This window comes from Paenibacillus herberti (assembly GCF_002233675.1).
Classification (GTDB): Bacteria; Bacillota; Bacilli; order Paenibacillales; family Paenibacillaceae; genus Paenibacillus_O; species Paenibacillus_O herberti.
On record NZ_NMUQ01000004.1, the window covers coordinates 197,937 to 223,199 of the forward strand.

Sequence of the window (25,263 nt, forward strand, 5' to 3'; positions counted from 1 at the left end):
AGCTCCCGTCACGGTGACGGGAGCTTTGCTCTTTGCTATTTCGATAAGCGTGCTCACAAAGTCATCTGTTCCCCCAACGCTAATCAACCAAACTGAATCACCCGGTTGTTATCACGCTGGAACTCTTGGTACCTGCTGCCCCGGAACGTGAGCTTGCCGACATCCCCCTCAGCAAGCTGACCGAAGTCGCGCCCGCTGACCGTAAACTCCATCCGATCCCCGCTCTCCACTTCGAAGGTTGCGTAATAATCGGTAAATGTCTGCTGATTCTGCCCTTCCTCATAGGGCTGCTGGCTGCGCACCCTGGATCGTTTGCTGACAACGGCCGCCTTAACCGAGAGAAGCGGCTGAGCGTTGTTCCGGCTCCAGCTCATATAAGACTTCAGCAGGCCTGCGCCGATTATGACCGCTATGACCGCAATCAGAATCGTCAGCGTTGTTCCCGCCGCCGAAAAGATCGAATCAATGCCCGAATCGGTTCCCATTCCCGTTCCCTCCTCAGATGACTGGCCTGATGCTGTCCTTAGTCCCATTTTATGTTGGAGCGATCCCTATATATTCGAAAGGATTAGGGAAGCCCGTCCAGATTCATAAGCGCGAAGCACCGGCAACGTTCAGCCCAATGAAAAAAAAGAGCAGACTCTCTCGCCAGAGAGAATCTGCCCTTCACCTTTAGAGTCAATATTGGCTTAACCCATGCTCATTGCTGCCATTTTTTCAAAAGCGCCTTCCTCAACAAGCGGGAAGTGGCAAGCCACTTGGCGTCCAGGCAAAACCTCGCGAATCAGCGGCTCCTCCGCTTTGCAGCGATCCTTAGCCATCGGGCAACGCGGGTGGAAACGGCAGCCAGATGGCGGATTGGCTGGTGAAGGCACATCGCCCTTCAGGATGATCCGCCCGCGCTTAAGCGCCGGATTCGGGCGCGGAATCGAAGATAGCAGCGCTGCCGTATACGGATGCAGCGGCTTGTTGTACACTTCCTCAGTCGGTCCGACCTCAGCCATTTTTCCTAAGTACATCACGCCAACGCGGTCAGATATATGCCGAACAACGTTCAAACCGTGCGCGATGAACAGGAACGTCAGCCCTAACTCGCGCTGCAGGCGGGCAAGCAGGTTAAGCACCTGGGACTGAACCGATACGTCCAGGGCACTGACCGCTTCATCGGCCACGATGAACTTTGGATTCAGCGCAATCGCTCGCGCGATACCGATCCGCTGCCGCTGGCCGCCTGAGAACTCATGCGGGTAGCGGTTACGACGGTTAGCGTCTAAGCCAACAAGCTCCATCAGCTCCACAACACGGGCTTCGATTTCTCTGGGCTTCATATTGGTATGAACTTTAAGCGGCTCCCCGATGATGTCGCTGATAAGGAAACGTGGATTCAGAGAACCAAATGGATCTTGGAAAATAATTTGCAGATCCTGACGCAGGCCGCGAAGCTCCGAGGAGCCTAGCGTATGAATGTTCTTTCCAGCGTAGATCACTTCGCCATCGGAAGCGCTCTGCAGGCGGAGAATTACCCTGCCAAGCGTTGATTTACCACAGCCGGATTCACCAACAAGGCCGAAGGTCTCCCCTTTTTTGATTGCCAGGGAAATATCATCAACCGCTTTAACCTGGCCGACAACACGACTGAGCAGCCCTTTTTTAATGGGGAAGTATTTTTTGATGTTTTTGACCTCTATTAGCGTCTCATTAGACAGCTGTCTGCTCATACTCTAACCTCCCCGTGCGCAATCGCCGCTCCTGCAGGAGACACAATCGAGTCGCCCCCATGCTCCTCATACAGCCAGCAGGCCGCCTTGTGATCCTGACCCAGTTGGAAAAAGCCTGGCTCTTGCTTGCGGCAAATGTCCATCGCGTGAGTGCAACGAGGATGGAAGCGACATCCGGTCGGCAGCTCATTGATTCGCGGGATATTGCCTTTAATCGTATAGAGCTCCTCACCGTGGCTATCTTCAAAACCAGGTATCGACTTCAGCAAACCGACCGTATAGGGATGGCTTGGTTTCGCGAAAATTTCATGGACGGAGCCTTCCTCCATAATACCGCCAGCATACATGACCACGATACGATCCGCCATCTCGGCGGCTACACCCATATCATGAGTAATCATGATGATAGACATATCGTTGTTCTTTTTGAGCTGTTGCAGCAGGTCCAGAATTTGCGCCTGCACAGTTACGTCAAGCGCCGTCGTAGGTTCGTCCGCGATCAGCAGCTCTGGCTGGCATGCCAAGGCAATCGCGATAACAACACGCTGGCACATACCGCCGGACAGCTCATGGGGATACTGCCTAGCCCGTACTTCAGGAGATGGAATTCCCACCTGGCGCAGTAAATCAACGGCCGCTTTCATCGCCTCTTTATCCGATTTGTTCTGATGCAGTCGCAAGCTTTCGGCAATCTGCTCTCCAACCATAAATACCGGATTGAGCGAGCTCATGGGATCCTGGAAAATCATCGCAATCCGATTTCCACGGATTTTGCGCATCTCCTCCTGGCTTTTCGTCGAAAGCACTTCTCCATTAAATTTGATGTCGCCTTCCAAAATCATACCGCCGGCATAGTCAATGAGCCGCATGACAGCAAGCGAGGTTACGCTTTTTCCGCTTCCCGATTCGCCTACGATACAAAGAGTCTGGCCTTTTTCCAGGTCGAACGAGATCCGATCCGTTGCCTTCACGATATCTGTGTTCACCAGGAATCCGGCGGTCATTTGGTTGACTTCGAGAATTTTGCGCGCCATTGTTCCAGCCTCCTTGGGGAAAGATGCATCTTCTGACGGGGATCCAGAGCATCGCGAATGCCATCGCCGATGAAGTTAACCGCTAGTACAACGATGAAGATGCAAAGACCGGGATAAACGCCCTGCATCGGATCAATAAGCATGAACTCTTGAGCTTTGCTGAGCATCTGGCCCCAGCTTGTATCCGGCGGCTGAATGCCCAGACCGAGATAGGAAAGACCTGATTCCGCCAAAATAGCGCCTCCAACCATCAATGTTGCGTTAACGATAATCGGGAAGCTTGCATTACGCAGCAAGTGACGGAAAATGATGCCCCAGCTCGATACGCCGATCGCCTTCGCCGCTTCCACGTACTGCATCTCGCGCAGCTGCAGGAAGGTGCCGCGGACGAGTCGGGCGACGCCCATCCAGCTAGTAAAGATCATAATCAATATCATGTAGGTGAACTCTGAGCCAAAAATAGCAAGAATGAGAATGTTCAGGAACAGAAGCGGCACGGAATACATGACGTCGACTGCGCGCATAAAAATAACATCAATCCATCCGCCGAAATATCCAGATATGGCTCCAATTAATGTGCCAATGATGACAGCCCCTGCGGCCACGGAGAAACCTACCGTTAATGAAACCTGCGAGCCATAAAGCAAGCGGGAGAAAATATCACGGCCCAATTCATCAGTCCCGAGAATATGGCCATCTACGAAGGGTTTTATGCCAGCGCCCATCATATCCGTTTTCGCCGGATCAAAAGGAGCAATCAGACGGGCAAATATAGCTAAGATTACAAATATCATAAGTGTAATCAAGCCAATCATCGCGTAGGGGTTTCTTCTGAATTTCCTCCATGTCAGCGCCCATGGACCTGGGGGCCTCTTGGCCTTGCCGAGCTTAGTAGCGGGAAGCTTCGCTTCGTTAGGTGTATGCTCCAAATTTACGCTCATGCTTTGCCTCCCTTGCCAAGCTGCACGCGTGGATCAACAACGGCATATAAGATGTCAGCAACAAGATTGCCGATTACGACAAATACAGCGCTAAGCAGTGTTATCGCCATCAAAACCGAATACTCTCGAGAATTGGCCATTTCCACAAACAACCGTCCCATTCCCGGCCAGTTGAAGACCGCTTCCGTGAGCGCAGCTCCTCCAACAAGGATGGACAAATCCAAGCCAATAAGCGTAATGACCGGGATAAGGGCATTGCGTAAAGCGTGACGGAACACAACCTTATTTTCTTTGACTCCTTTGGCTCGCGCTGTACGAATATAGTCTTGTTCAAGCACTTCCAGCATGCTGGCACGAGAGTACTTGAGATACCCGGCCAGAAATCCAAGCGTCAAAACGCTTACAGGAAGCACTAAATGTTGAATTAAATCCATCATATTTCCTTCTTTGCCCATCGTGTACATATCCGATAGAGGAAGCCAGTCCAATTTAAGAGAGAAGAAGCTTTGCAAAATAATGCCGAACCAGAATGTCGGCATCGCAAACCCGACATAGGAAATAAACGAAGCCGTCTGATCAGACACACCGTATTCCTTGGTGCTGTTGTAAATGCCCCAAGGTATCGCAATAATGAGCGAGAGTATCCAGGCTACGCTCATTAATATGATCGTATTTTTGACGGTAGGCCAGAGAATCTCTCCTACTGGAATATTGTTCTTGAAGGTAGTGCCAAGATCGCCAGTGACAATATTGCCAAGCCAATTAAAGTACTGAATAGGAATCGGGCGGTCCAGGCCAAGCTGTTCCGCTCTAATTTGACCTGCTTCTATAGATAGTCCAGGGGATAAAAAGATTTGAGTCGGTCCTCCAGGAGCAGCGTGAATAAGCCCAAATGTAAACACAGTAATGAGAAATAACACTAAGACAGATTGCAACGTCCGTCGAATAATATACTCGCCCATAAGGCTGCTCCTCCTTAAGTAAACTGGGTAGCCGGCTTTGCGCTGTGCAGAACCTGCATTCAAGATGACTGCTGTCCGGTTACGCACAGGGCAAAACCGTCTCTGTTAGCGGTCAAGATCGAGAAAGTAGAAAGGAGGAAGGACGCTGCCCTTCCTCCTCGTTTTTGTGAAGCCAACTGTTGAACTTGTTTATTTAGCGTCCTCGACCCACCATTTGTTGACGCCGAAGAAGGCGCCATATGGGAGAGCAGCTACAGGGGTGTCTTCTGCAGCAAATTTGACGCGTGGTCCGATTACTTCCGGCGTACCATACTGGTAAAGGAATACATATGGCAAGTTGGTTGAAATTTGCTGAGCGACCTGTTTGTAGATTTCTTTGCGCTTCGCTTGATCCGTCGTGGAGTAACCTTCAATCCATAACTTATCGAGCGTTGGGTTGTTATACCAGCCAGAGTTTTGACCATTCGGCGGGAAATACTTCGCCGAGAATACGGACTCGCTGTCAGGATCTGGGCTGTTCAGAGACCATGCCTGCAGGGCTGCCTGGTATTTACCAGGTGTAATATTCTGCTCGATCCACGAGGAGAAATCGATACCCTTCGTCGATACTTTGATGCCAATATCCTTAAGGTTGTCTTGGATAACGGTGGACACTTGCTCGCGGCGGCTATTGCCAGCGTTATATTGCAGTTCGAACTCGAACTCAACTTTGTTTTTGTCGACGGTACCGTTGCCGTTTGTATCTTTCCAGCCGTCTTCGGCAAGCAGTTGCTTCGCTTTTTCAACATTATAGTCGTAAGCAACAGCATCGGCGCCTGGATCAGCCCATGTTCCCGGCAGGAATGGAGCATTCAGCGCTTGGCCTGTGCCTTTGAGAATGTTGTCAAGCATGCCTTGGCGGTTGAGCGAGTAAGCGATAGCTTGGCGGGTTTTTTCGCCGGTGAATGGGGATTCCTTGCCGCCGAAATTCATTTTGTTGAAGTTGAAGCTCATGAATTCATACAGCGGACCCGGAGCCAGCAGAACGTTCAGTCCTTTGGATTTAACTGCCTCTACCGAAGTGACCGGGATGGCGCCAACGAGGTCTATATCGCCTTTAATGATGGCTTGAACGTTCGTATTCTGATCGGCGTATACTTTGTGGATGACTTTCTCAATGTTGACGTCATTCGTATCTTTGGCCCAATAGTTGGCATCCTTATCCAAGATATTGTATTGCTTTTGTTTCCACTCCGTCCATTTCCAAGGACCATTCGACACCGTTACAGCAGGATCTTTACCGTAAGCATGGTTTTGAAGTTCCTTGACCGGGACGTCCTTCAGGATGTGAGAGGGCACAACCGCCGTAACAAGGTTATTAAGGAATGGAGCAAACACCGACTTCATCGTAATTTTGGCCGTTTGGGCATCAACGACTTCAACCTTATCCACTTTGTCAAAGGTGCTGATTCCAGGTGAAGCGGCCACAGGATCTTTGATCGTGTTGATATAGAAGGCAATGTCTTCCGCTGTTACAGGCTGGCCATCGTTCCATTTGGCGTTAGCCTTAAGCTTCAGCGTGTACGTCAAATTGTCAGCTGAAATCTCAGGAAGACTTTCCAGCAGAGACCAAGGCTCGGCGACTACATCCCCATCTTTGTTGTAGTCCAGGAGATTCGCAAACATGAAGTAGGCAACATCGCCTGAAGAAGTGTCAGCAATATAGAGCGGGTTCACCATTACGATATCGGTGAAAGTTCCGACCGTCAGCGTGCCGCCCTTTTTAGGACCTGCCGTCTCTACTGCGCCAGCGTTGTTCGCTGCAGCAGCATTGTTTGCTGCACCATCATTTGTCACCGGCGTATTTGTGCCTGCACCAGTGTTGTTGCTACCTGCGTTGTTGCCGCAGCCTGCTGCAATGACGCTCATAACGGACAAGCCTGCAATCATGGTTTTCCACTTTAACGATGAAGCTGCCACTCCACATTCCCCCTTGGCTCTAGCCATACAAGTGTTTTTCCGGTCTCATTGTAGCACCTTTTTTAATGTTAGAATATAGATTCGTCTGAAAATAATTAAAATTTTATTAATTGTATATTTATTCATCTAAACCTTTTATGTAGGATAACGCTTTCACTCTTGTCACTGTAAGGTTTAAGGCGCTTTTTAATCGACATAGTTTTATGTTTTAAGTATGCGAAGTTTAGGATATTCAAGCAAAATGTCAACAAAATTGACGTTTTATTTTCGTTTCGAAACCGAATTATACACTAGTATAAAACGAGTATAATTACCATTACTATTTTGCATATTTTTGAATTTTCATTGTAACGCTTTAACGCAACATATAATTAATACGTTAACATAGTATTGTAAATCTCTTTCTATAATTACCCTATAATTTACATGATGTGCCATTAACCTGAAGCTTAAGACCTACTGTTTTTCCCCTTTTATATGTCTTCAGACGGAATCCGATTATACATTCAGACACAAAAAAAGACCCCGTACAGGGGTCTTAACTCGAGTCATTTCTATTCTAATTTAGTCTATTACCGGGACAAAATCGTCTCAAAAACGCCCCTGTCGATCTTGCGGACGAGCGTAAATAGCAGTTCCTTCGCCGCTTCATAGTCCTCAATATGCATGATGGAAGCTGCTGTATGGATATAACGAGCCGGCAAGCCGATGACTGCAGAAGGAACGCCGATCCCGGACAGATGAACCTGCCCAGCATCCGTACCGCCTTGCGAGAAATAATATTGATAACGAATGCCGTTATCCTCGGCTGTGTCGCGGATCAGCTCCACCAGCCCCCGGTGTGTAATCATGCCGGGATCCTGCACACGCAGCAAAGCTCCCTTGCCAAGCTGGCCCATCGCATTTTTATCACCGGTCGCATCGGCCGCAGGACTGGCGTCTAGCGCCAGGAACAGATCAGGCTGCACCAGATTGGCTGCCGTGCGCGCTCCACGCAGGCCGACTTCCTCCTGAACGGTGGCTCCGGTATAGATCACATTGGGATGCTCGCTTCCCTTCAATTCCTTGGCCAGCTCCAGCGCCAGCCCTACCCCATAGCGGTTGTCCCAGGCTTTAGCCATAATCTTTTTCGGATTCGCCATAACCGTGAAGGGACAAACGGGTACGATCGCTTGTCCAGGGCGGATGCCCATCTCAAATGCTTCGTCACGGCTGTCTGCGCCGACGTCCAGGTACATCGTCTTGATCTCTACCACCTTGCTGCGCGAAGCGTCATCCAACAAATGAGGCGGTGTTGAGCCAATTACGCCGATAACCGTACCTTTGTCCGTCACAACCTCCATGCGCTGCGCCAGCATCGTCTGAGCGTTCCAGCCGCCGAGCGTTACAAATTTCAGCATTCCGCTCTCTGTAATAGACGTAACCATAAGGCCAACCTCGTCCATATGACCGGCTACCATAATTCGCGGTCCTTCTTCATTGCCGCGGAATACGCCGAATACACTGCCGAGCCGATCGTATACGAGCTCATCGGTGCTCTGCTTCAGCTCCGTCTCCACGAACTGCCGAAGCTCCCGTTCCTGCCCTGGAACGGCTCTCATTTCCGTAATCTTACGGAACAGCTCCATTGTTTCCTGATTCATGCTATTAGCTACCTCCTGGCTCATCTAATGAATACAGTATACTGCATGAGAGCAGGTGAAGCCAAAAGCAACGCCGCTTTCCCGATCGGTTACCCATGGAGCAGTTGCTCAACGGCTGGAAACAAAAAAAATCCCGCCTCAGCGGGATATATCAGTTAAAATTATGGTGCGGTAGAGAGGACTCGAACCTCCACGGGCGTACGCCCACTACCCCCTCAAGATAGCGTGTCTGCCATTCCACCACTACCGCACATTTGTAAAGTTAAAAAACTGGTGAGCCATGAAGGACTCGAACCTTCGACACCCTGATTAAAAGTCAGGTGCTCTACCAACTGAGCTAATGGCTCTTAAGGAAAATGGTGACCCGTAGGGGATTCGAACCCCTGTTACCTCCGTGAAAGGGAGGTGTCTTAACCCCTTGACCAACGGGCCATGATTGCTTGTCCAAAAGACATTTCTTAAATCAACATGAATGATCTTAACACAGCACAATAATCAATGCAAGCATTAATTTTCGAGGGCACCAATCAATCCATAAAACAACCGGACAAAGAAAAAAGACCATTACGGTCTCTTCTTCATCAAACTTAAAAGAAGATGGCGGAGAGAGAGGGATTCGAACCCTCGCACCACTTACGCAGTCTAACCCCTTAGCAGAGGGTCCCCTTGAGCCACTTGGGTATCTCTCCAAACTGGCTCCCCGAACAGGACTCGAACCTGTGACAACTCGATTAACAGTCGAGTGCTCTACCAACTGAGCTATCAGGGAACATTCAAAACAAGTCTGACAAAGACTAATTTATCATGCACGATTAGCTGTGTCAAGCGCATACAAGCCTAGTTTGCCACGGCATTTTCCGCAGACGTATCGAGCTGGATCTACCTTGCGCTTGCGCGGGTATTCCATCCGGCAAGAGCCGCAAACGAGCTTATACCGATAAGGCAGTGAGCGTCTTGGGGACTTGTCGGGCAGCGGACGGCAATATCGCGAGCCGCCAGAACGGGCGAGCCACTCCTTGAAATCCGCATCGCGATGGCGATATCCTCGTCCAAGCAGATGCAGATGGTAATGGCAAAGCTCATGTTTGATGATTTTCTCCGTTTCCTCCACACCGTAAGCCTGGAGCTGCTTGGCGCTGATCTCAATATTATGAGACTTCATGAAGTAGCGTCCTCCCGTAGCTGACAATCGACGGTTGAAGACGGCCTTGTGGCGGAACGGAAGTCCGAAGGTTTCCACTGAAATTTTTTCCACCCATGCTTGCAGCTCTTTGTCCTCCATATCCATAGACAAGCCCCCCTTTCCCCTTGAATTGTAAAGGCATCCTGGGCTACACTGTCAAGTAGACAACCGTTCGACTGCGAGAGGAGTACGATGTTTCGCCATGCCTACTATGAAATATGTCCTTTTTCAACACGGGGCGCAGCTTTCCCTCGTTGAAATGCCCCATTCACACGCCTACCAGCTTTCCGCGCTCAACCTGCGCTTGCACAAGGAGCTGGACAAGCTGACGGCCGAGCATGTGCCGCCGCTGGCGCGCTGCATCGCCGAATTCTCTCCTGCCGAGCTTCATGAGCGCGCCTTGCCCGTACTGAACGGCCTGGATTACCTCAATGAGCTTGAGGAAACGTTCAAATCCATTCAGGAGAAATCATATCCACTGATCTCCCTGCTGACTGAGATCCGGGCTTTGCAGGCTCAGCTTGAGCAATGGTATGAGGAAGAATACGAAGGTTAAGCAGCCCCAAGATGCTGTGGGACCTGCACGCTGGGCTGAAGCTCCCCATATGCTGTTGAATCCATAAAACAGCAGAAGGGGGGAGGATGCGCATGCCGCAATGGCTGAGCAACCAACTGATGCGAGCTTTCCAGCAAAAGGATCTCCGGCAGGTTCGGCTGCTGAACGATTGCTGGTTTTTTTACCGGACCAAGGAGGACGCGAAACAAAGTCGCCTGACCGCCCAGCAAGATCTTTGATTAACCAGCATGGCCCTTTTCAGGCGCCATACCGGCTATGGATCGCCTCATCGCAAAGAGGGCGTCCCTGCAGCAGATCGTTGATCTGCTTAAGGGACGCCCTCTTTGTGCAGGCAGCTTCGTGCTCCATTAACTTCGCGCCATCAGCTTCACAGCTTTAGGAAGGCCCGCGCATCGTTAGCCCTACACGACCCCTTTTAAGATCAATATTCAGCACCCACACGGTGACGACATCACCGACGGAGACAACATCCATCGGATGTTTAACAAATTTGCTGCTCAGCTGGGAAATGTGGACAAGACCGTCGTTTTTGATGCCGACATCCACAAAAGCTCCGAAGTCGATGACATTGCGCACCGTACCTTGCAGCTCCATTCCCGGCTGAAGATCCTCGATTGCCAGCACATCTTGAGAAAATACCGGCGCCGCCAGTTCCTCGCGCGGATCACGGCCGGGACGCATCAGACTGTCCACGATGTCACGCAGCGTCGGCTCACCAATGCCGATTACGGGAGCCAAAGCCGGAATGTCCGCTGCGGCCAGCCCCTCGCGGACCGCCTCACTGCCGATCGCATCCAAACTGTGCCCGAGCTCACGGAACAGCCTGTCCACAAAGCTGTACGATTCCGGGTGAATCGGCGTGCGATCCAGCGGATTGGCGGCTTCCGGAATACGGATGAAGCCGATGCATTGCTCGTAGGTTTTGGCGCCGAGACGCGGAACCTTTTGCAATTCCTTGCGGGAGGTGAAGCTCCCGCTTGCATCGCGATGTTTGACGATATTTTTGGCCGTTGTTGCGTTAATGCCGGCCACATACGACAGCAGCGAAGCCGAAGCCGTATTGGCATCAACTCCGACATGGTTAACCGCCGATTCTACGACGCCGCCAAGCGTCTCTCCAAGCCGCTTTTGGCTGACGTCATGCTGATATTGACCAACGCCAATCGCCTTCGGCTCGATCTTCACGAGCTCGGCCAGCGGATCTTGCAATCGGCGGGCAATCGAGACTGCGCTGCGCTCCGCTACATCCAGGGAAGGGAACTCTTCTTGAGCAAGCTTGGAGGCCGAGTACACGCTCGCGCCCGCCTCGTTGACGATAATGTACTTCAAGCCGTCTCCCCGCGTACGGATCAACGAGGCGACAAAGCTTTCCGTCTCACGTGAGGCTGTCCCGTTACCAATGACCAGAAGCGTCACTCCATGTTTGTCGATCAGCCCGTTGATTATACGCTCAGCTTCGGCCACTTTGTTGTTCGGCGGAGTCGGATAGGTGACGGCCACGTCGAGCAGCTTGCCGTTCCCATCAACAACCGCCAGCTTACAGCCGGTGCGGAAGGCGGGATCAACGCCGAGTACGATATGCCCTCTCACCGGCGGCTGCAGCAGCAGGCTGCGCAGATTGGCCGAGAAAATGCCGATGGCATGCTCCTCCGCTTTTTCCGTTAGCTCGGCACGCACCTCGCGTTCGATGGAAGGGGCAATCAAGCGCTTGTACGCATCCTCGATGACAGCGTTTAGAGTCGCCTTAATCTCAGATGCCGTCCCTTGGCGTAGCGTATGGCGGCTGATGTAGTCGTGAATCCGGTCTGCCGGAATCTCAAGAGAGACGCGCAGCACTTCTTCCCTTTCGCCCCGGTTGATGGCCAGCGTCCGGTGCGGCGGCAGCTTGCGCAGCGGCTCGCGATAATCGTAGTACATCTCATAAACCGACTCTGTTCCCGCCTGGCGAGCCTCCGAACGGATGCCGCCCTGATCGGACGTGAACTTGCGGATCCATGCCCGGATACGGGCATCATCAGCAAGACCCTCGGCTACGATATCCATCGCTCCCTGCAGCGCATCCTCAGCAGAGGCGACGCCGAGCTTGTCGCTTATATACCGCTGGGCTTCTGCCAGCGGTACTCCTTGCCTTGGCTGGGAAAGCAGCCACTGAGCCAGTGGTTCCAAACCGCGCTCGCGGGCTACGGAAGCGCGGGTTTTCCGCTTTTGACGATAGGGACGATACAGATCCTCGATTTCCTGTAGCTTAACAGCCGCTACAATCGATTTCTCCAGCTCCGCCGTCAGCTTGTCCTGCTCGCCTATTAGCCGAAGCACCTCACGCTTGCGATCCTCGAGATTGCGACGGTAAGCCAGCTTCTCCTCGATAGAGCGCAGCTCGTTCTCATCCAGCTCACCCGTCATCTCCTTGCGGTAGCGGGCGATAAATGGAATGGTATTACCCTCATCCAGCAAGCTTACCGCTGCCTTGACCTTACCTAGCGGAAGTGCAAGCTCTTGGGCAATGCCCTTGACGATGCGCTCCTGCTCGGCTGCCTTCTCGGCTGGCGTAGGTGTTGCAGCTCCACCTTCCGCTTTGTCTACTTGCAGAACTCCTTTTTCCTCCATATGTCGCATTCCTCCTGTAACCAGCAAACAGCAGCGTCCCCCAAGTCACGGCAAAACGCTGATCTGGCTTGATTTGAGATGAGTTGAAATAAAGATGCTTCCAGTCACCGCTCAGCCGGCAAAAGGAAGCGAAAATGATCAGCTCAGACGCACGTAAGGGTTATTGTTCATCTCATAACCGATCGTCGTCTTGGGGCCATGCCCGTTATAAACGGTTACATCCGGGTCCAGCCGGTACAGCTTGCTACGGATCGTATTGTAGAGATCGGCTTCACGTCCGCCGGGAAGGTCCGTTCTACCGATAGACTGTCGGAACAGCACATCGCCGGAAAATAGATCCTTCCCATGCAGGAAGCTAACGCTGCCGGGGCTATGTCCTGGCGTGTGCAGCACTCGGAACTCGAATCCAGCAAGCTTCAGCCGCTGCCCCTCATCAAGCGCATATTCGGCAGGAGCTGTCGTCAGCGGAGGGGTAATATCACTCCAGCGCAAAGAACCGTTGAGCGCTGGATTGGTCAGCCACTCCGCCTCCAGATCATGCACATAAACCGGACATTCTGTCGCCTTGCGTACCTCGTCGACCCCGCCCATATGATCCAAGTGGGCATGGGTAAGCAAAATAGCTTCCAGCTTAATGTTCCCGCTGGCGATTCGGTCCAACAGCTTCTTCGGCTTCATGCCGGGATCGATGACGACCGCCTGATTCGTTTCCTCATTGAGGAGCAAATAACAGTTGGTCTGGATCGGTCCAAGGACGAACGACTCCATTCTCATCGTACTCATCAGAACGAGGAAAGGAGCTCTCGCAGCTCACGGACGATTACGGCCTGATACTCGGTTCCTTCTCCATAACGCCGCCCCATCTCCTGACGGGTGAGCGTCAGCTTGTCCTGGTAGTCCGCCGCATTGCGGTCCTGATTTTCCTGTTTGAACTGCGTCATCGCCTCTTGAACATGCTTCGGACGAGGGCCCCAAGTGCCGAGTACATGGCCGCCGGTGTCTGCCACAATAACGACTGGAACTGCACGTCCGCCCATCGTCAAGAATTCGTCCATTGTATCCAAATGATCCTCCATAATGAGCACCTCAACCGGTAATCCACTATTCTCAAGCGCACGGAAAACGACCGGAATATTGCGAACGACATCACCGCACCACTCCGCCATCAAAATCAGCACCCGCAGGTCATCGCGATTGTTCAGTTGCTCAAAAAATTCGCGATCCCCTTCGCTAGACCACTGGTACTGCTCCCCCCAGCTGTCGAAAGCCTCCTGATTTTTCGTCATACCTTCCCGGAATTGCTGCGGAGTAATGCCACTGTTCAGCTTATTCGCTACGTTTCTCGCCATGAAATACCACTCCTTAATTGAATTCGTATCCTTCTATTGTAACAAAAGCCGTGTACAGGTCTCAATTAAACGATCGAGCTGATGAATCTTACAAGGACCGTAAGATGTCAACGGTATTCTATCACAGCGCTGCCAAGGGATACCATAGATTGATTGTACAAGACAACAGGCATGGAAGGACAATCCCTCGCATAAAAATAGGGCAATGATAGGACAAGAAGGGGGAAACCGCATGAGGACCATTATTATTACGAAGCGGCAGCTTCGACTAGGTGGGCTGGTTGCAGCCGTCGTGATTCTCGCTTTAGCTTGCTGGGGTCTTTATCCCAAGGAGACCGCTCAGACCTCTGCATCGGCAATGTCACAACAGCCGGACAGCGGATATGTATACGAGATGGTTACGGGCGAGTTCAAAACGACGACGCGCGGCGGCAAGGAGCTCGAGGTTTACCAATGGAGCCCGAGCACACTCGTTGTGCCAAAGGGAGAGAAGATTACGCTGCGGATCAACGGCGTGAACGGGGAATCTCATCCTTTTACGATCAAGGGGCTAGGCATCAATGGCGAGGTTAAAAAAGGCGAGACGACCGAGGTCAGCTTCGTCGCTTCCAAAGCTGGCACCTATCCTATCGTGTGCCAAGTTCATACCGATCTCAATCATAACGGACCAATGGTCGGGTATATCGTCGTACAGTAGATCGTTGCGCAGCCAATTGTTCTGATCGCTCTATAAGTGAAGCCAGCCTCTAATTCCTTTTAACAGGAGAGAGGCTTTTTCGTTTGTGGCTCTGAGGCAGCACCGCTGGCGTGACTGGTGGTGGGATTGGTGGCGGGATTGGTGGCGGACTGGCCCGCTGTTGCACTTTGCTTTTAGCCGGCATATACATGTTGGGAATGAAAGGAGTGGGCTTCATGAATAAACCGCCAGCCAACAAACATCGGCCAGAACTCCCTACCGCCCGGAAAATCCGACGTGCATGCAGCAATGAGCTGTATCGTACCGTAAAGCGCCTCAAAATCTTTATTCCTAAAGATAAGATCGAGGAGGCGGAGAAGCTTTACACAAAAAAGGTAAGCTTAAATATCATTTTTGTTCATGAAAATCATGACAACCGTAAAAAGCTTTGCGAATGGTGGGACGCAAACGTCTGCGACGAAATCGCAGAGTTATGGGAAGTCGATCCCGCCCGCTTGCGCGAGGCTTTCCGGGATGCTTTTGGCGGCTGAGCCGCCCCACCTGCGCGAGGCTTCGGGGGTATGCTTGGCCGCTGATCCGCCCCACCTGCGTGGGGCTTCGGGGATGCTTTTGGCGGCTGAACCGCCCCACTCCCACGGGACGTTAACGTGTAAGTAGATGACGGCGTAACCACCCCCGCCCCCTCTCACCGCTCGGCGCTGTGACTACTCCTGCTGCCTCCACTTGGCCAAGCTCCGCTGCTGCTGCTGCAAATGCAAACAGCAGCAGCCAATACAAGCCGTATGACATATCCACGTCAACAGCAGCATGCAGCAACAGCGTAGCCACGGGCAGTGCATAGAGACGAGAACCAGCAGCAGCTGCGTAAAGCAGCGTTACGCCAAGACCAGCGAGCAGCAAAAAGCCAATAACTCCACCGGTCAGCAGCATATCCAAATATCCACTATGCACTTCAGAAGCTGCATACGGGTTGGACTGGAATAATCCGCGCAGCATTTCCCACGCCTTTGCTCCATGGCCAAGTAGCCACGATTCCTGAAAAGCGTTCCAGCCGTCCTTATACATACTCAGCCGAGACATCCCCGTAGCTAGCGCGCTGTCTTCCAGCGGATTGAACCGTCCCCTCCCTCCTGCACTCAGCATACTGAGTGTTGACGCATAAGCCAGCACGCACATAGCTGCAAATTCACTCCATCTTTCGATACTCTCTGGAGCGGCTCGCTCCAGAGAGACCTGTTTCAGCAAAAGAACCGCGCTCGATCCGAACACCAGGAGGAGCAACAGCACAGCCGTCATCCTCTCATCCATCCCTATGATGTAATCCCCGCCGCGTTCAAACATCCAAGCCAGCCCTACCGCAGCAATTGCGCCAGGACAAGTCCAGAGAACAACGCCGACCCAGCGTAGACGGCTGCCGCGTGGAACAAGAAGAAGCCCTGGCACGACTGCTGCCAGCAGAACGAGTCCGGCCCCTCTCGATTCAGTCAAAATCAGTACGGTCAGGCAAGGCACAGCGAGAATCGCCCCGCTGAGGCGCAGCAGCTGGCTGTGCGAGCGGACAAGCAGCAGCCACTGCCAAGTGAGCAGCGCTACGGCAAAGGCACCGAGCGAGTTGCTGTATTGAAGGTAACCGGCGAGCCGCGCTCCTGAAGCGCTCAAGCGGATGTCCGTTGTCCTTAGCATATAATCCGGCCCATTGATCCAACCGAACCAGATGGCAAGAGAACTCCCGACTGCATACAGACAAAAGAGCTGCAAGCCGTAACTAATAACCGGCAAAGGCAAGCCTAGCGGGCGGATTCCATCTGCGCTGGTTTTTTCAGAAAAAACTGTCTCCTCAGCTTGTCGCACAGCCAGCTGCCTATTCAATAGTAAGAGGAATGAGGCATAGGCCCCCCAGCGAAGAGCTTCATCCAAATTTCCTTGCACCGTTACTGGTTTGGTTAGCAGACCAATGGCATAGAACAAGGATAGGCCCAGGCACAACCAAGCAGATGCAGACAGCATTATGCCAGATCGCTCAGTCATCCCGTCGCCCTTTCGACGCATGACCATCATGCCAGATTGCCCGGCCATCCCGCCTCCCTTTCGACGCATGACCATCATGCCGAGCAAACAGACAGCGCCAAGTACAGTCAACAGCAGCGCAAACACGTACCCATCCTGATCAAAAAACCATCCTGAGCTGCGGAAAACAGCACAAAGAATCCATGCGATGCCCGCTGCCTGAACCACAGCAACTATCTCTATCTGTTTCCGCCTCATCCGGCTTCTTTTCCCTAATTCGGACAAACGCTGTAATGCTCTCAGAAGCAATCTCTCCATCCCTGCACCGGCAGCCCGTGTATCCGCTTACGGCTCTGATGATAAAAGCTTTGCCGCAATCGGCTTAGCTTAGACAGCAGAATGGTCGGTCGCCTCAGCTCGTCCCTATAAATACTAGCGGATTGTGCCCTGAAACTCTCTCAATAGCGTCTCTCAGATCCGTTACGCTTGGAAATCCTCCATTTTGTCGAAATAAAAATTTCTCAGGTCCGTATGTATGGCCGCGCTTTAATTGATGCACAAACGAAGCTCAAAGCGCCTTAGATTCAAAAACAATTCAGTGCCAATAGCCTGGCCTATATGGGATTGGCTCTCTTAAATAATTAAGGGGCCGTCCCTGCGTCATCGTTAGATGACGCAGGGACGGCCCCTTTCTATCTGGCTTGTATTATTACCATTCTTACGCGCAAAGAGGCAGCTTAATAAAGCTAGTTACTCGGCTCGTCACTCTCTGCAATATTACCGTCTGCAGCAAGGCTGCGACGTGCCTGATAGTACTGCTTCATCTGCTCATGCAGCACAAAAGCCCGCAGCTGACGCGCCCCCTCGACGGTCAGATCGCTCATGCGCGCTCCGTAGCTGAGAATGCCGCCGGCGTCCTGACGCCATAAAATTTCTAGCGTGCAAGTCAGCTCAAAGCCAAAATCAAGCACTGCACCAATCGTTCCGTGGCAATTCAGTTCCATACCACCGGTAGCTCGGAAACCTACGCCCTCAAGACTGATATTGGATACGATAATCTCGGCGCGTGCAGCTTTCTCACGGCGAGTACGATCCTCCTCCTCAAGAACGTGGAGATCCTCCTCATCCATCAGCTTGACCAGCTTCTGCAGCAGCACCTCGTCCAAACCTTCATGACGGAGTTCATCGGACCAGCGGTAGCGGAGCAGATCGGCCCGGCTCGGATCGTTCTTCAGCCTATCATCCTCTAGCACCAGCCTACCCGCGCAATTGATCTCCACACGGGGGTGAACCCTCTTCTCATCCATAAGGCGGAATCTCTCATAGGGGAACAACAACGCCAGCGATTTCGGCCTGCGCCCGATCACTCGTGTTGACATGCGATAGCTACCGGATGGGGAATTTACGGTCAGCCAGATCGGATCCCCCAAGCGGAATCGGTCAGGCGATTCAACCTCTATTTCGATCAGATCTCCTTCGAGCAATGTAAGCGTGCCAGGAGCGGAAAGCTGCTGTTGTTCCACAAATGCACGACTGCCCAAAAGCAATGCAGGTATAAGTGTTGTCTCGATTCCGTCTTCCGGATAAACGGCCCGTTTACTCTCTGTTTCTTGAGCCGCAGACGATGAATCAGGCTGCATCATTGTTGGTCCTCCCCAATCCGTAATAACCTTGCTAAACTTCGCGGATAATCGTCAGATGCAGCTGGTCCCGCAGATCCACCTCGTATGGCTCCGCAGGCACAGTCCCGTCAGCCTCGCGGATAACCCGCACGACCGGGCGATGAACGGCGACCTGAAAATTGCGGGCAACTACACAAACCTGCCCGGAACTAAGCACGACGCTGGTCGATACCGGATACATAGAGATATGACTGCAGAACAACCGTACAAGCTCCAAATCGAAATAAGTGTTCCCTGCTGCGAACATGAATTCAATTGCTTCCGATGGCGTATACCGCTTGCGGTAGGGTCTGGACGAAGTCAGCGCGTCGAAAACATCCGAAATAGCTACAATCTGCGCGTATTCATGAATCTCATTCTGGCGAATGCCGCGCGGATAGCCGCTTCCATCGTATCTTTCGTGATGCTGCAGCGCACAGTGGGCGGATAAAAGCGATAAATCATGCTGTTTCCGCAGCAGATCGTAGCCATCGGTCGTATGCCGCTGCATGATCTCCCTCTCCTGCATGGTAAAGGGTCCCTTTTTGTTAAGTAGCTCGCGCGGCACCCTGGTCATACCGATATCGAACAACATCGCTCCCATGCCGAGATCCTCAAGCTGATTACGGTTGTAACCCTTGGCGATGCCAATAATGCCAGCCAGCACCGCCACATTGACTGAATGATGGAACAGATACGAATCATGGGTGTGCATTTGGCTGAGTCCCGCGAATATATCTTTACGTGTCATGACATCGTTCAGAATCTCATTGAAAACAGCACGAAAAGTTCTGCCCATCTCCGGAAGCGCCGCTCTGCCCTTGGTTCCTGGATGGTCCATCTGTGTCGCCATCAGTTTATGGATAGCCTCAGCAGCATTTTTTCTCGTATCGTCACGCAGAGTCTCATTTGGCTCTATGCCGTCTGTAAGCGCATCCTCGATATAAACACTATCGATGCCAAGATCCTGCAGCCGCTGGATGAACCGTTCGCTGAGAGGCATCCCAGCGCCCAAGAGCACATTTCCATCCTCGCGAAATATCGGCCTTGCCAGCTTCTCGCCGGGATTGATCCGGTTCAATTGTACTTTTCTCATTACTTGGGCTCCACTTTCTTCGTACAGCCCCGAAGGCACAGGCCTGGTTACGCCTGTTCCTATGATGAGCTGAATGTGCAATATTTGGTTCTATTCTATCAAATGGTTCGGAGTCTTGTCATGCATTTGAGGGGGTCGAATGTCCCTATTCGGTAATCAAGCCCGCATTCGGCCGACAATACAGTTGCGGCCATTGTTTTTGGCCTCGTACAAGGCCGTATCCGCTTCTTGAAACAACTCTCGCAGATAAGCCTTGGGGTCCTTGATTCCGAGCGGGCTCTGATTTTCTACAGACAACACGCCTAGACTGATCGTAATTGAAAGAGACAGTCCCGGCGTGCCGGTTGCAACCTGATTCGACTCCACGCCCTCTTTGAGACGCTCGGCAAGCAGCTCCGCTTGAACCCGGTTCGTATGCGGAAGATAAATGGTAAATTCCTCTCCACCATACCTAGCCAGCACATCCGAACGGCGCAACATACCTTTAACCGCATCCGCAGTTGCCAATAGCACCTCGTCTCCGATCAGATGGCCATAACTGTCATTGATTCCTTTGAAACGGTCTATGTCAAAAAGGATAATTGCGTACGGAATTCGATAGCGCATATTCGCCACCACCTCTTGCTCCAGACGCTGCATAAGAAAGCGCCTGTTATAACAGCCGGTCAGACTATCCGTCGTGGCCAGCTCCTCCAGCTTGAGATTAGCGTTGAACAGCTCCTCTTGAATTTGCACCAACTCGCGGTTACGCAGCTGAAGAATTTCGTTCTGGCGATGTTTCTCTTCTACAAGATACCGGATTTCCGTTATATCCTGGAATGTTATGACCCTGCCAAGCAACTCCTTGTCCGATGTTAATATAGGAGACGCGTCCATCTGAAGATGGCGGACCGATCCACTTAAGGGACTATCCGCAGGCTCTATCCTGATCTCCTGGACGACTCGTTCAGGCACAATTGAGTTATATCGGTGCAGGAAAGTTTCTGACTCCGACGGCAACACCTTCAACGAGCGCAAATACGCCCCCATATCAAAACGGTCACCGCTCTTTACAGATAAATAGGATTGCAGCGACCGATTGCCTTCAAGCACTGTACCTTCGGCATCAAGCACCATCAATCCTGCCGGAGTGGAGTTGGCAATGTCCTGCTGGGCAATCCGCACAATATCAAAAACACGGTAACGATGAATAGAGATACAGAAATAAAGGGCAGACATAGTCAAACCTAGCGAGGTAATACCCGCAATATCGGGGAAGCGCGCGTCGAATACAACGTTGAGAAGCAAATCAATCCAGCCAAAAAGTAGAAAAAGAAGCAGTCCTTTAAGTGCCATGCTGACCTGATTGCGGTGGCGTGGAGTTGTTCCTTCCAACATAGCCCGGATGATGCAAGTTATCGATAGAATGCAGCAGACAAATAACTGGCCGAACATAATCCAGAAGAGAGGACCGAATTCACGATCTACGGCGACTCCAAACTCGGAGCTTACAAATAGATGGTAGGGATTGGCCAATATAAGTACAGCGAGCACCACGGTCGGAACCGCCAGCAGCAGCCATGTTCGACGCGTAAGCAGATAAGAGCGGCCGGTAAGGAAATAGATAAAGATCAGCCAGCCGAACCCCTGCAGCGACAAGGCGGAGAAGGAAATAGAAAAGAAAAACAGCTGCGAGGAAACCCGATCCGTCGTATAGATCAAAAATTGAGAAGCGGGCCATAAGAGCATAAAAAAATGAAACAGCAAATACACCTTATGAAGGCGTGTTATTGGATTATAAATAAATACATAAAAGAATAGGCCGAGCATGAAGACAAACAAAATGAAATCAATCCAAATCCATGACTCCAAGCCCTTCACCCATCCCTGCAACATCCATTGTCTTCCATTATAGCATAGCCTGTAAGCAATGACAGCAGGGATTGGGCTCTGGAAAAGGATAAAATTCCAACTTTTAGGTGGAGCTAGTTCTGAGCTGGCAGTCGTCCTGCCGCAACCAGCATTCTTTCAAAGGAAGGATCCAAACCGAGCGAATCCCGGTAGCGAACATAGTCCAGCCATTTTTGCTGCTGCCGCTCGGTCGAACCGCTTCGGCCCTGTCTGCGAACAGCGCGAATGAGCAGATTTTTGGGTGTATGCTCAGGATCAATAAACTCCAACATCTGAGTTTTGTAACCAACAGTCTCCAGCAGCGCTGCGCGTGCTGCATCGGTAGCTAGAGCAGCGAACCTTTCCTTGAGCAATCCATGGTCCAACAGTGGTGACAGCGTCTCATTACGAATTTGCCGGAACGCCTCGTGCTGGCAACAGGGAACGGACAGGATAACCGAGGCATCCCAACTGACCGCCTTGGCTAATGCCGCATCAGTCGCGGTATCGCAGGCATGCAGCGTCACAACCATATCAGCCTTGTCCAGTCCGCCGAATTGACCGATGTCGCCTACTTGAAAGCTCAACCGATCGTAACCAAGCCTGTCCGCCAGCCCCGAGCAAAGCGCGATAACATCCTCTTTCAAATCGAGGCCGATCACACGAATTTCCCGCTTCTGCTCAATCGCTAGAAAATGGTAAAGCGCAAAGGTTAGATAGGACTTGCCGCAGCCGAAATCGACAATCGTAATCTCCCTATCTGTCGGCAGCTCCCCCGCCACATCATTCACCATTTCCAGGAAGCGGTTGATTTGACGGTACTTGTCCTGCTTATCCGCCTTTACCTTGCCATCCTTGGTCAAAATGCCAAGCTCCAACAAAAAGGGCGGTGCCTCCGCCCCATCAAGCAGTCGCTTTTTGTTGCGATTATGCGCCGCTATCCCATCCTGAGGTTTACTTGTAGGCGGCTTGCGCAGTAGCGCAGCTTTGCCTTTTTTATTCAGTAGAATCTGTAGGTCAGATTCCGTAGTTTTGACGAGCGCCTGCCGATATCCGGCCTTCAGCAGCCCAGCCATCCGTCCAGCCGCTTCCTCCGGGTTCACATTTTCATGCAAAACCTTCGTTTTATAATGCAGCTCGAACTGATAGAACAGCCCTGACTTCAACTGCACCGGACGTACGATCGTGCGCGGCGGCAGTTCTTCCTGCGCGCTCTTCGGTCCGCTGAAGGTCGCCTGTAGCAAGGTCCCCTGTCCGATGGCATCCACCAAAGCCTGTTCCCATTGTTCCTGTGCCATATCTGCCTTGCCCCTTTCCATGATTAGCAGCAAGCAAGGCCCCATGCCGATTGTGCGGCTTGGGGCCTCGTCCACTATTGCTGTGTATTAAATAAGTTGAACTTGGAAATTTAACGGTGGAACTCGCTGCGCGAACCAAACCTTCATCCGATCGCTGTTGTAGTCTGATTCCTTGATTCCTACCCCTGTTAAGGGGGGAATCCGCCTACAAAGGCGAACGCGTTGCTTCTCCAGAAGGCTGGTTCACTCCGCTTCCACGTTCAATTCTTAGTTCCTCTTATATAGGCATCTTTATAGCTACTCTTATGACTGCGTCACTTCGCCTTTGTTGGAGTGTGCCTTGGCGGGCACTGACTTCGCCGCTTCCAAAAGCTCGCTGCGGCTCAGTCCGCCGCGCTCCAACGCTACATCCGGCAGCGGCAGCAGGCGGTTATAAAATTGGTCGAGCTCGCCGGGCTGCAGTTGCCCGTCATCTTGCAGCTCGTACCAGAGATCCTCGGCTTGAGCGTACTTGCCCTGCTCTTCCCGCCAGCCAGCGACGAGTCGCTTCGTAGCGGTTGGAAGCTCATAAGGCAGAAGCATGCGAAGCTGTTCCTCAGCCGTGTCATCCGGGCTCGGCTCCGCTCCCAGTGAGGAGATCCGCAACAGCAGATGCAGCGATTTTAGCCTGGATTGAAAAGCTGCCGGCTCCCGACCCAGATCCCCCTGCAAATCGGCTTCTTCCTTAAACAACAGAGCAAGTGCGTGCAGCATCGCCGTGTCCGGCTCTCCGGATCGTGACATCATGCGGATCAGGTCCTCTTCGGACAGACTTCTCAGCAGGCGGGCATTCATCCGAAAATGCTTATCCAGCAGCTCCTCGATAACCTGCAGCGCCTCTTCTTGCTTGCCGGCCTTCCTGAGTCCAAGAAGGGAGCCCGACACCTGAGCCATCTGCTCGATCATACGCATGATATAATCCCGCTGGAACAAGTCTATTCCTCCCCTTCATGCCCTCTGTCCGTATCGTCTCAATCAAACATTCAGCTCTGTCTTCAGCCATTCCTCCAACAAGGAGGCTAGCTTCTCTGGCTGTTCCATCATGCTCATATGACCGGCACCTTCCAATACTTCGGTCCGAGTCCGGCTGCCTTGGGCCGCAAATACCTTCGCCGGAGGAATAACCGCATCCTCGCTGCCCGCCACGAGCAGAAGTGGAATCTGCAGCGATTCCAGCACCGAGCTGCGATCTGGACGTTGCTTCATGCCAAGCGCGGCTGCAGCGGCATCGGCTGCCGCAGTACCGTAGCCGATTTCTTTGGCGCGACTGATAAGATCGGATTCTAAGTTGGATGGAGCGAACAGCTTCGGCACAAGGCCGTCGACGAACGACACGATGCCGTTGTTCGCCAGGGCAGCAGCAGCTTTTTCGCGTCCTTCCTGCGCCTCAGGGCTATCCGGCATAGGCGTCGAGTGGATCAGACCGAGTCCGGATAGCAGATCCGGATACTTTTCCGCTAAAGCAAGCGCAGCATAACCACCCATGGAATGCCCCAGCAGTACAATATTGTCGGCCTCGATAGCCGAGAGCAGCTCTGCGATATCATCTGCCAACTGCTCCATCTGAAGCACTCGATCTCCGGCTCCTGATGAGTTGCCATGGCCACGAAGATCCGCCGTGATAATCCGGTAGCGCGGCTCAAGGAGCGGCAGCAGTTTTTCCCAATAGGCCGAACTACCGCAAAAGCCATGCAGCAGAACGAGCGTCAGCTCATGTCCAGAACTCTTGCCCGTACTTCTTCCATTATCACGATATGCCAGATCGGTGCCTCCAGGCAGTGTCAGCCGGCGGTTAGCCAAAGAACGGTTCGACATGCTGCATCATCCTTTCCATCCCTATGCTTATTGATTCAGTCGTCATTAACGCTGCGAACCCGGAATCAAACTCTCGCGCGGTAAAACTCCATCCACCGCATCAGGCCAAACGACAACAGCGGCATCGGCAATTGTGCGAGCCATGCCCAGCACCCGGTAGAGACTTGTCGTCTGGATAATCCAATAAGGCTTATGGCCCTGTGTGTTGACGACTGCGGCGACGCTGAAGTCGCCGACCGCAGGTAGATGCTGGCCAATCGCCTGGCCCGGCTGTAACGGTCCGTTGCGGACGAGATAAAGTCCAGTCGACTCGGCACGGCCCAGACAAGCGTCGATCGCGATGACGCAGGGTGCTTCATTTAGCGTGGATAGAATTGGACTCACCTGCTCCGAATCGCAGGGCTGCTCCAGCGTACCCACGACACGAGGGAAGCCAAGCTCGGTTAACAGCGAGCCGACCAGAGGACCAAGAGAGTCCCCGGTTGAACGGTCGCTTCCGACACATAGAAACACGACCTCATCCCTCGATGGAAATTTGGCCGCGATCGCTTCAAAAAACGTTTGCAGGCCAGCCTTGTCCACGCGTGCCCATTTGGCGACCTCTTGGGTCCGGTTTAATCTTGTATCCCGACTCATGGTCAGCAACCTCTTTTGCCCTGCAGATTTGGTTAGTCATGCGTTTTGCATTTTCCTCATGCCTATATTGTAACGGATTCACTGAAGTAGATTCAATTTATCAGTACGGCTGGCAAGCAGAAAGCCGTCGTTCATGGTACAATGTGAACGAACGCTTCAAGCAGAAAGCATT

At 52.3% G+C, this 25,263-nt stretch carries 23 protein-coding genes and 5 tRNA genes; 4 read left to right on the plus strand and 24 right to left on the minus strand.

The genetic code is table 11. The annotated features are described in order from the left end of the window. Positions 1-83 precede the first annotated feature (83 nt). The 13 genes from CGZ75_RS23465 to CGZ75_RS23525 form a co-directional block, all read right to left on the minus strand. Positions 84-485, minus strand: a complete 402-nt coding sequence (locus CGZ75_RS23465) for a DUF2500 domain-containing protein (protein WP_176444996.1) — start codon at positions 483-485, stop codon at positions 84-86. Between the two features lie 204 nt (positions 486-689). After that, positions 690-1,718, minus strand: coding sequence for an ABC transporter ATP-binding protein (locus CGZ75_RS23470; protein WP_089526851.1), 1,029 nt, complete (start codon positions 1,716-1,718; stop codon positions 690-692). Beyond that, positions 1,715-2,752, minus strand: coding sequence for an ABC transporter ATP-binding protein (locus CGZ75_RS23475; RefSeq protein ID WP_089526854.1), 1,038 nt, complete (start codon positions 2,750-2,752; stop codon positions 1,715-1,717). Before CGZ75_RS23475 ends, CGZ75_RS23470 begins: the two co-directional genes overlap by 4 nt. Further along, entirely contained in the window at positions 2,719-3,693 is a 975-nt protein-coding gene (locus CGZ75_RS23480; RefSeq protein WP_089526856.1) for an ABC transporter permease, read from the minus strand. Before CGZ75_RS23480 ends, CGZ75_RS23475 begins: the two co-directional genes overlap by 34 nt. Next, positions 3,690-4,655 carry an ABC transporter permease gene (locus CGZ75_RS23485; RefSeq protein WP_089526858.1) on the minus strand — a complete coding sequence of 322 codons (966 nt, stop codon included), beginning with the start codon at positions 4,653-4,655 and terminating at the stop codon, positions 3,690-3,692. Before CGZ75_RS23485 ends, CGZ75_RS23480 begins: the two co-directional genes overlap by 4 nt. 189 nt (positions 4,656-4,844) lie before the next feature. Further along, on the minus strand, positions 4,845-6,614 hold the full coding sequence (locus CGZ75_RS23490) for an ABC transporter substrate-binding protein (protein ID WP_342745717.1): 1,770 nt from the start codon (positions 6,612-6,614) through the stop codon (positions 4,845-4,847). Between the two features lie 572 nt (positions 6,615-7,186). Further along, positions 7,187-8,257, minus strand: coding sequence for a M42 family metallopeptidase (locus tag CGZ75_RS23495; protein ID WP_089526860.1), 1,071 nt, complete (start codon positions 8,255-8,257; stop codon positions 7,187-7,189). A gap of 164 nt (positions 8,258-8,421) precedes the next feature. Beyond that, positions 8,422-8,507: transfer RNA gene (locus tag CGZ75_RS23500), tRNA-Leu, on the minus strand. 21 nt (positions 8,508-8,528) lie between these two features. Next, positions 8,529-8,604: transfer RNA gene (locus tag CGZ75_RS23505), tRNA-Lys, on the minus strand. Between the two features lie 10 nt (positions 8,605-8,614). After that, positions 8,615-8,689 (minus strand) — tRNA-Glu (locus CGZ75_RS23510). 166 nt (positions 8,690-8,855) lie between these two features. Further along, positions 8,856-8,946, minus strand: a tRNA-Ser gene (locus CGZ75_RS23515). A gap of 4 nt (positions 8,947-8,950) precedes the next feature. Beyond that, positions 8,951-9,026: transfer RNA gene (locus CGZ75_RS23520), tRNA-Asn, on the minus strand. Between the two features lie 33 nt (positions 9,027-9,059). Continuing rightward, entirely contained in the window at positions 9,060-9,539 is a 480-nt protein-coding gene (locus CGZ75_RS23525) for a SprT family protein (RefSeq protein WP_089526993.1), read from the minus strand. Positions 9,540-9,642: 103 nt separating this feature from the next. Between CGZ75_RS23525 and CGZ75_RS23530 the strand changes: the two genes are divergently transcribed. Both CGZ75_RS23530 and cmpA read left to right on the plus strand, forming a co-directional pair. After that, on the plus strand, positions 9,643-9,996 hold the full coding sequence (locus tag CGZ75_RS23530; RefSeq protein ID WP_089526862.1) for a hydrolase/acyltransferase: 354 nt from the start codon (positions 9,643-9,645) through the stop codon (positions 9,994-9,996). A gap of 92 nt (positions 9,997-10,088) precedes the next feature. Then, positions 10,089-10,235: a cortex morphogenetic protein CmpA gene (gene cmpA / locus CGZ75_RS23535; protein WP_089526864.1), complete on the plus strand. Its 147-nt coding sequence runs from the start codon at positions 10,089-10,091 to the stop codon at positions 10,233-10,235. A gap of 157 nt (positions 10,236-10,392) precedes the next feature. Here the strand turns inward: cmpA and CGZ75_RS23540 are convergent, their stop codons facing one another. The 3 genes from CGZ75_RS23540 to CGZ75_RS23550 all read right to left on the minus strand — a co-directional run bounded on the left by CGZ75_RS23540 (position 10,393) and on the right by CGZ75_RS23550 (position 13,973). Then, the gene (locus tag CGZ75_RS23540; RefSeq protein WP_089526865.1) at positions 10,393-12,624 is read right to left on the minus strand and encodes a Tex family protein; all 2,232 of its coding nucleotides are present in this window, start codon (positions 12,622-12,624) and stop codon (positions 10,393-10,395) included. Between the two features lie 138 nt (positions 12,625-12,762). Further along, positions 12,763-13,398 carry an MBL fold metallo-hydrolase gene (locus CGZ75_RS23545; protein WP_245851115.1) on the minus strand — a complete coding sequence of 212 codons (636 nt, stop codon included), beginning with the start codon at positions 13,396-13,398 and terminating at the stop codon, positions 12,763-12,765. An 8-nt stretch (positions 13,399-13,406) separates the two neighbouring features. Further along, positions 13,407-13,973, minus strand: a complete 567-nt coding sequence (locus CGZ75_RS23550) for a thioredoxin family protein (protein ID WP_089526869.1) — start codon at positions 13,971-13,973, stop codon at positions 13,407-13,409. A 232-nt stretch (positions 13,974-14,205) separates the two neighbouring features. On the opposite strand from CGZ75_RS23550, the gene CGZ75_RS23555 reads away from it, so the two are divergent. Both CGZ75_RS23555 and CGZ75_RS23560 read left to right on the plus strand, forming a co-directional pair. Next, on the plus strand, positions 14,206-14,670 hold the full coding sequence (locus CGZ75_RS23555; protein ID WP_089526871.1) for a cupredoxin domain-containing protein: 465 nt from the start codon (positions 14,206-14,208) through the stop codon (positions 14,668-14,670). Positions 14,671-14,885: 215 nt separating this feature from the next. Continuing rightward, the gene (locus tag CGZ75_RS23560) at positions 14,886-15,200 is read left to right on the plus strand and encodes a dehydrogenase (protein ID WP_089526872.1); all 315 of its coding nucleotides are present in this window, start codon (positions 14,886-14,888) and stop codon (positions 15,198-15,200) included. A gap of 112 nt (positions 15,201-15,312) precedes the next feature. Here CGZ75_RS23560 and CGZ75_RS23565 read toward each other — a convergent pair whose 3' ends face one another. From CGZ75_RS23565 to yyaC, 8 genes are all read right to left on the minus strand, one after another. Then, positions 15,313-16,935, minus strand: a complete 1,623-nt coding sequence (locus tag CGZ75_RS23565; protein WP_176444997.1) for an O-antigen ligase family protein — start codon at positions 16,933-16,935, stop codon at positions 15,313-15,315. Between the two features lie 488 nt (positions 16,936-17,423). After that, the gene (locus tag CGZ75_RS23570) at positions 17,424-18,320 is read right to left on the minus strand and encodes a hypothetical protein (RefSeq protein ID WP_089526874.1); all 897 of its coding nucleotides are present in this window, start codon (positions 18,318-18,320) and stop codon (positions 17,424-17,426) included. Positions 18,321-18,351: 31 nt separating this feature from the next. After that, entirely contained in the window at positions 18,352-19,434 is a 1,083-nt protein-coding gene (locus CGZ75_RS23575) for an HD-GYP domain-containing protein (protein ID WP_089526875.1), read from the minus strand. A 156-nt stretch (positions 19,435-19,590) separates the two neighbouring features. Then, positions 19,591-21,309, minus strand: a complete 1,719-nt coding sequence (locus CGZ75_RS23580) for a histidine kinase N-terminal 7TM domain-containing diguanylate cyclase (RefSeq protein ID WP_089526876.1) — start codon at positions 21,307-21,309, stop codon at positions 19,591-19,593. A gap of 89 nt (positions 21,310-21,398) precedes the next feature. Next, positions 21,399-22,601 carry a class I SAM-dependent methyltransferase gene (locus tag CGZ75_RS23585; RefSeq protein ID WP_245851116.1) on the minus strand — a complete coding sequence of 401 codons (1,203 nt, stop codon included), beginning with the start codon at positions 22,599-22,601 and terminating at the stop codon, positions 21,399-21,401. 303 nt (positions 22,602-22,904) lie between these two features. After that, complete coding sequence (locus tag CGZ75_RS23590) at positions 22,905-23,573, minus strand: DUF6483 family protein (RefSeq protein ID WP_089526877.1); 669 nt, start codon at positions 23,571-23,573, stop codon at positions 22,905-22,907. A gap of 42 nt (positions 23,574-23,615) precedes the next feature. Further along, complete coding sequence (locus tag CGZ75_RS23595; protein WP_089526878.1) at positions 23,616-24,455, minus strand: alpha/beta fold hydrolase; 840 nt, start codon at positions 24,453-24,455, stop codon at positions 23,616-23,618. 45 nt (positions 24,456-24,500) lie between these two features. Continuing rightward, positions 24,501-25,091, minus strand: coding sequence for a spore protease YyaC (yyaC, locus tag CGZ75_RS23600; RefSeq protein ID WP_089526879.1), 591 nt, complete (start codon positions 25,089-25,091; stop codon positions 24,501-24,503). Between the last annotated feature and the right edge of the window lie 172 nt (positions 25,092-25,263).

What these genes read in the sequence shown, in the direction of transcription:
- CGZ75_RS23465 (WP_176444996.1), bottom strand. Translation starts at nt 485, where the DNA reads ATGGGAACCGATTCGGGCATTGATTCGATCTTTTCGGCGGCGGGAACA.
- CGZ75_RS23470 (WP_089526851.1), bottom strand. Translation starts at nt 1,718, where the DNA reads ATGAGCAGACAGCTGTCTAATGAGACGCTAATAGAGGTCAAAAACATC.
- CGZ75_RS23475 (WP_089526854.1), bottom strand. Translation starts at nt 2,752, where the DNA reads ATGGCGCGCAAAATTCTCGAAGTCAACCAAATGACCGCCGGATTCCTG.
- CGZ75_RS23480 (WP_089526856.1), bottom strand. Translation starts at nt 3,693, where the DNA reads ATGAGCGTAAATTTGGAGCATACACCTAACGAAGCGAAGCTTCCCGCT.
- CGZ75_RS23485 (WP_089526858.1), bottom strand. Translation starts at nt 4,655, where the DNA reads ATGGGCGAGTATATTATTCGACGGACGTTGCAATCTGTCTTAGTGTTA.
- CGZ75_RS23495 (WP_089526860.1), bottom strand. Translation starts at nt 8,257, where the DNA reads ATGAATCAGGAAACAATGGAGCTGTTCCGTAAGATTACGGAAATGAGA.
- CGZ75_RS23525 (WP_089526993.1), bottom strand. Translation starts at nt 9,539, where the DNA reads ATGGAGGACAAAGAGCTGCAAGCATGGGTGGAAAAAATTTCAGTGGAA.
- CGZ75_RS23530 (WP_089526862.1), top strand. Translation starts at nt 9,643, where the DNA reads ATGCCTACTATGAAATATGTCCTTTTTCAACACGGGGCGCAGCTTTCC.
- cmpA (WP_089526864.1), top strand. Translation starts at nt 10,089, where the DNA reads ATGCCGCAATGGCTGAGCAACCAACTGATGCGAGCTTTCCAGCAAAAG.
- CGZ75_RS23540 (WP_089526865.1), bottom strand. Translation starts at nt 12,624, where the DNA reads ATGGAGGAAAAAGGAGTTCTGCAAGTAGACAAAGCGGAAGGTGGAGCT.
- CGZ75_RS23545 (WP_245851115.1), bottom strand. Translation starts at nt 13,398, where the DNA reads ATGAGAATGGAGTCGTTCGTCCTTGGACCGATCCAGACCAACTGTTAT.
- CGZ75_RS23550 (WP_089526869.1), bottom strand. Translation starts at nt 13,973, where the DNA reads ATGGCGAGAAACGTAGCGAATAAGCTGAACAGTGGCATTACTCCGCAG.
- CGZ75_RS23555 (WP_089526871.1), top strand. Translation starts at nt 14,206, where the DNA reads ATGAGGACCATTATTATTACGAAGCGGCAGCTTCGACTAGGTGGGCTG.
- CGZ75_RS23560 (WP_089526872.1), top strand. Translation starts at nt 14,886, where the DNA reads ATGAATAAACCGCCAGCCAACAAACATCGGCCAGAACTCCCTACCGCC.
- CGZ75_RS23565 (WP_176444997.1), bottom strand. Translation starts at nt 16,935, where the DNA reads ATGAGGCGGAAACAGATAGAGATAGTTGCTGTGGTTCAGGCAGCGGGC.
- CGZ75_RS23570 (WP_089526874.1), bottom strand. Translation starts at nt 18,320, where the DNA reads ATGATGCAGCCTGATTCATCGTCTGCGGCTCAAGAAACAGAGAGTAAA.
- CGZ75_RS23575 (WP_089526875.1), bottom strand. Translation starts at nt 19,434, where the DNA reads ATGAGAAAAGTACAATTGAACCGGATCAATCCCGGCGAGAAGCTGGCA.
- CGZ75_RS23580 (WP_089526876.1), bottom strand. Translation starts at nt 21,309, where the DNA reads ATGTTGCAGGGATGGGTGAAGGGCTTGGAGTCATGGATTTGGATTGAT.
- CGZ75_RS23585 (WP_245851116.1), bottom strand. Translation starts at nt 22,601, where the DNA reads ATGGCACAGGAACAATGGGAACAGGCTTTGGTGGATGCCATCGGACAG.
- CGZ75_RS23595 (WP_089526878.1), bottom strand. Translation starts at nt 24,455, where the DNA reads ATGTCGAACCGTTCTTTGGCTAACCGCCGGCTGACACTGCCTGGAGGC.
- yyaC (WP_089526879.1), bottom strand. Translation starts at nt 25,091, where the DNA reads ATGAGTCGGGATACAAGATTAAACCGGACCCAAGAGGTCGCCAAATGG.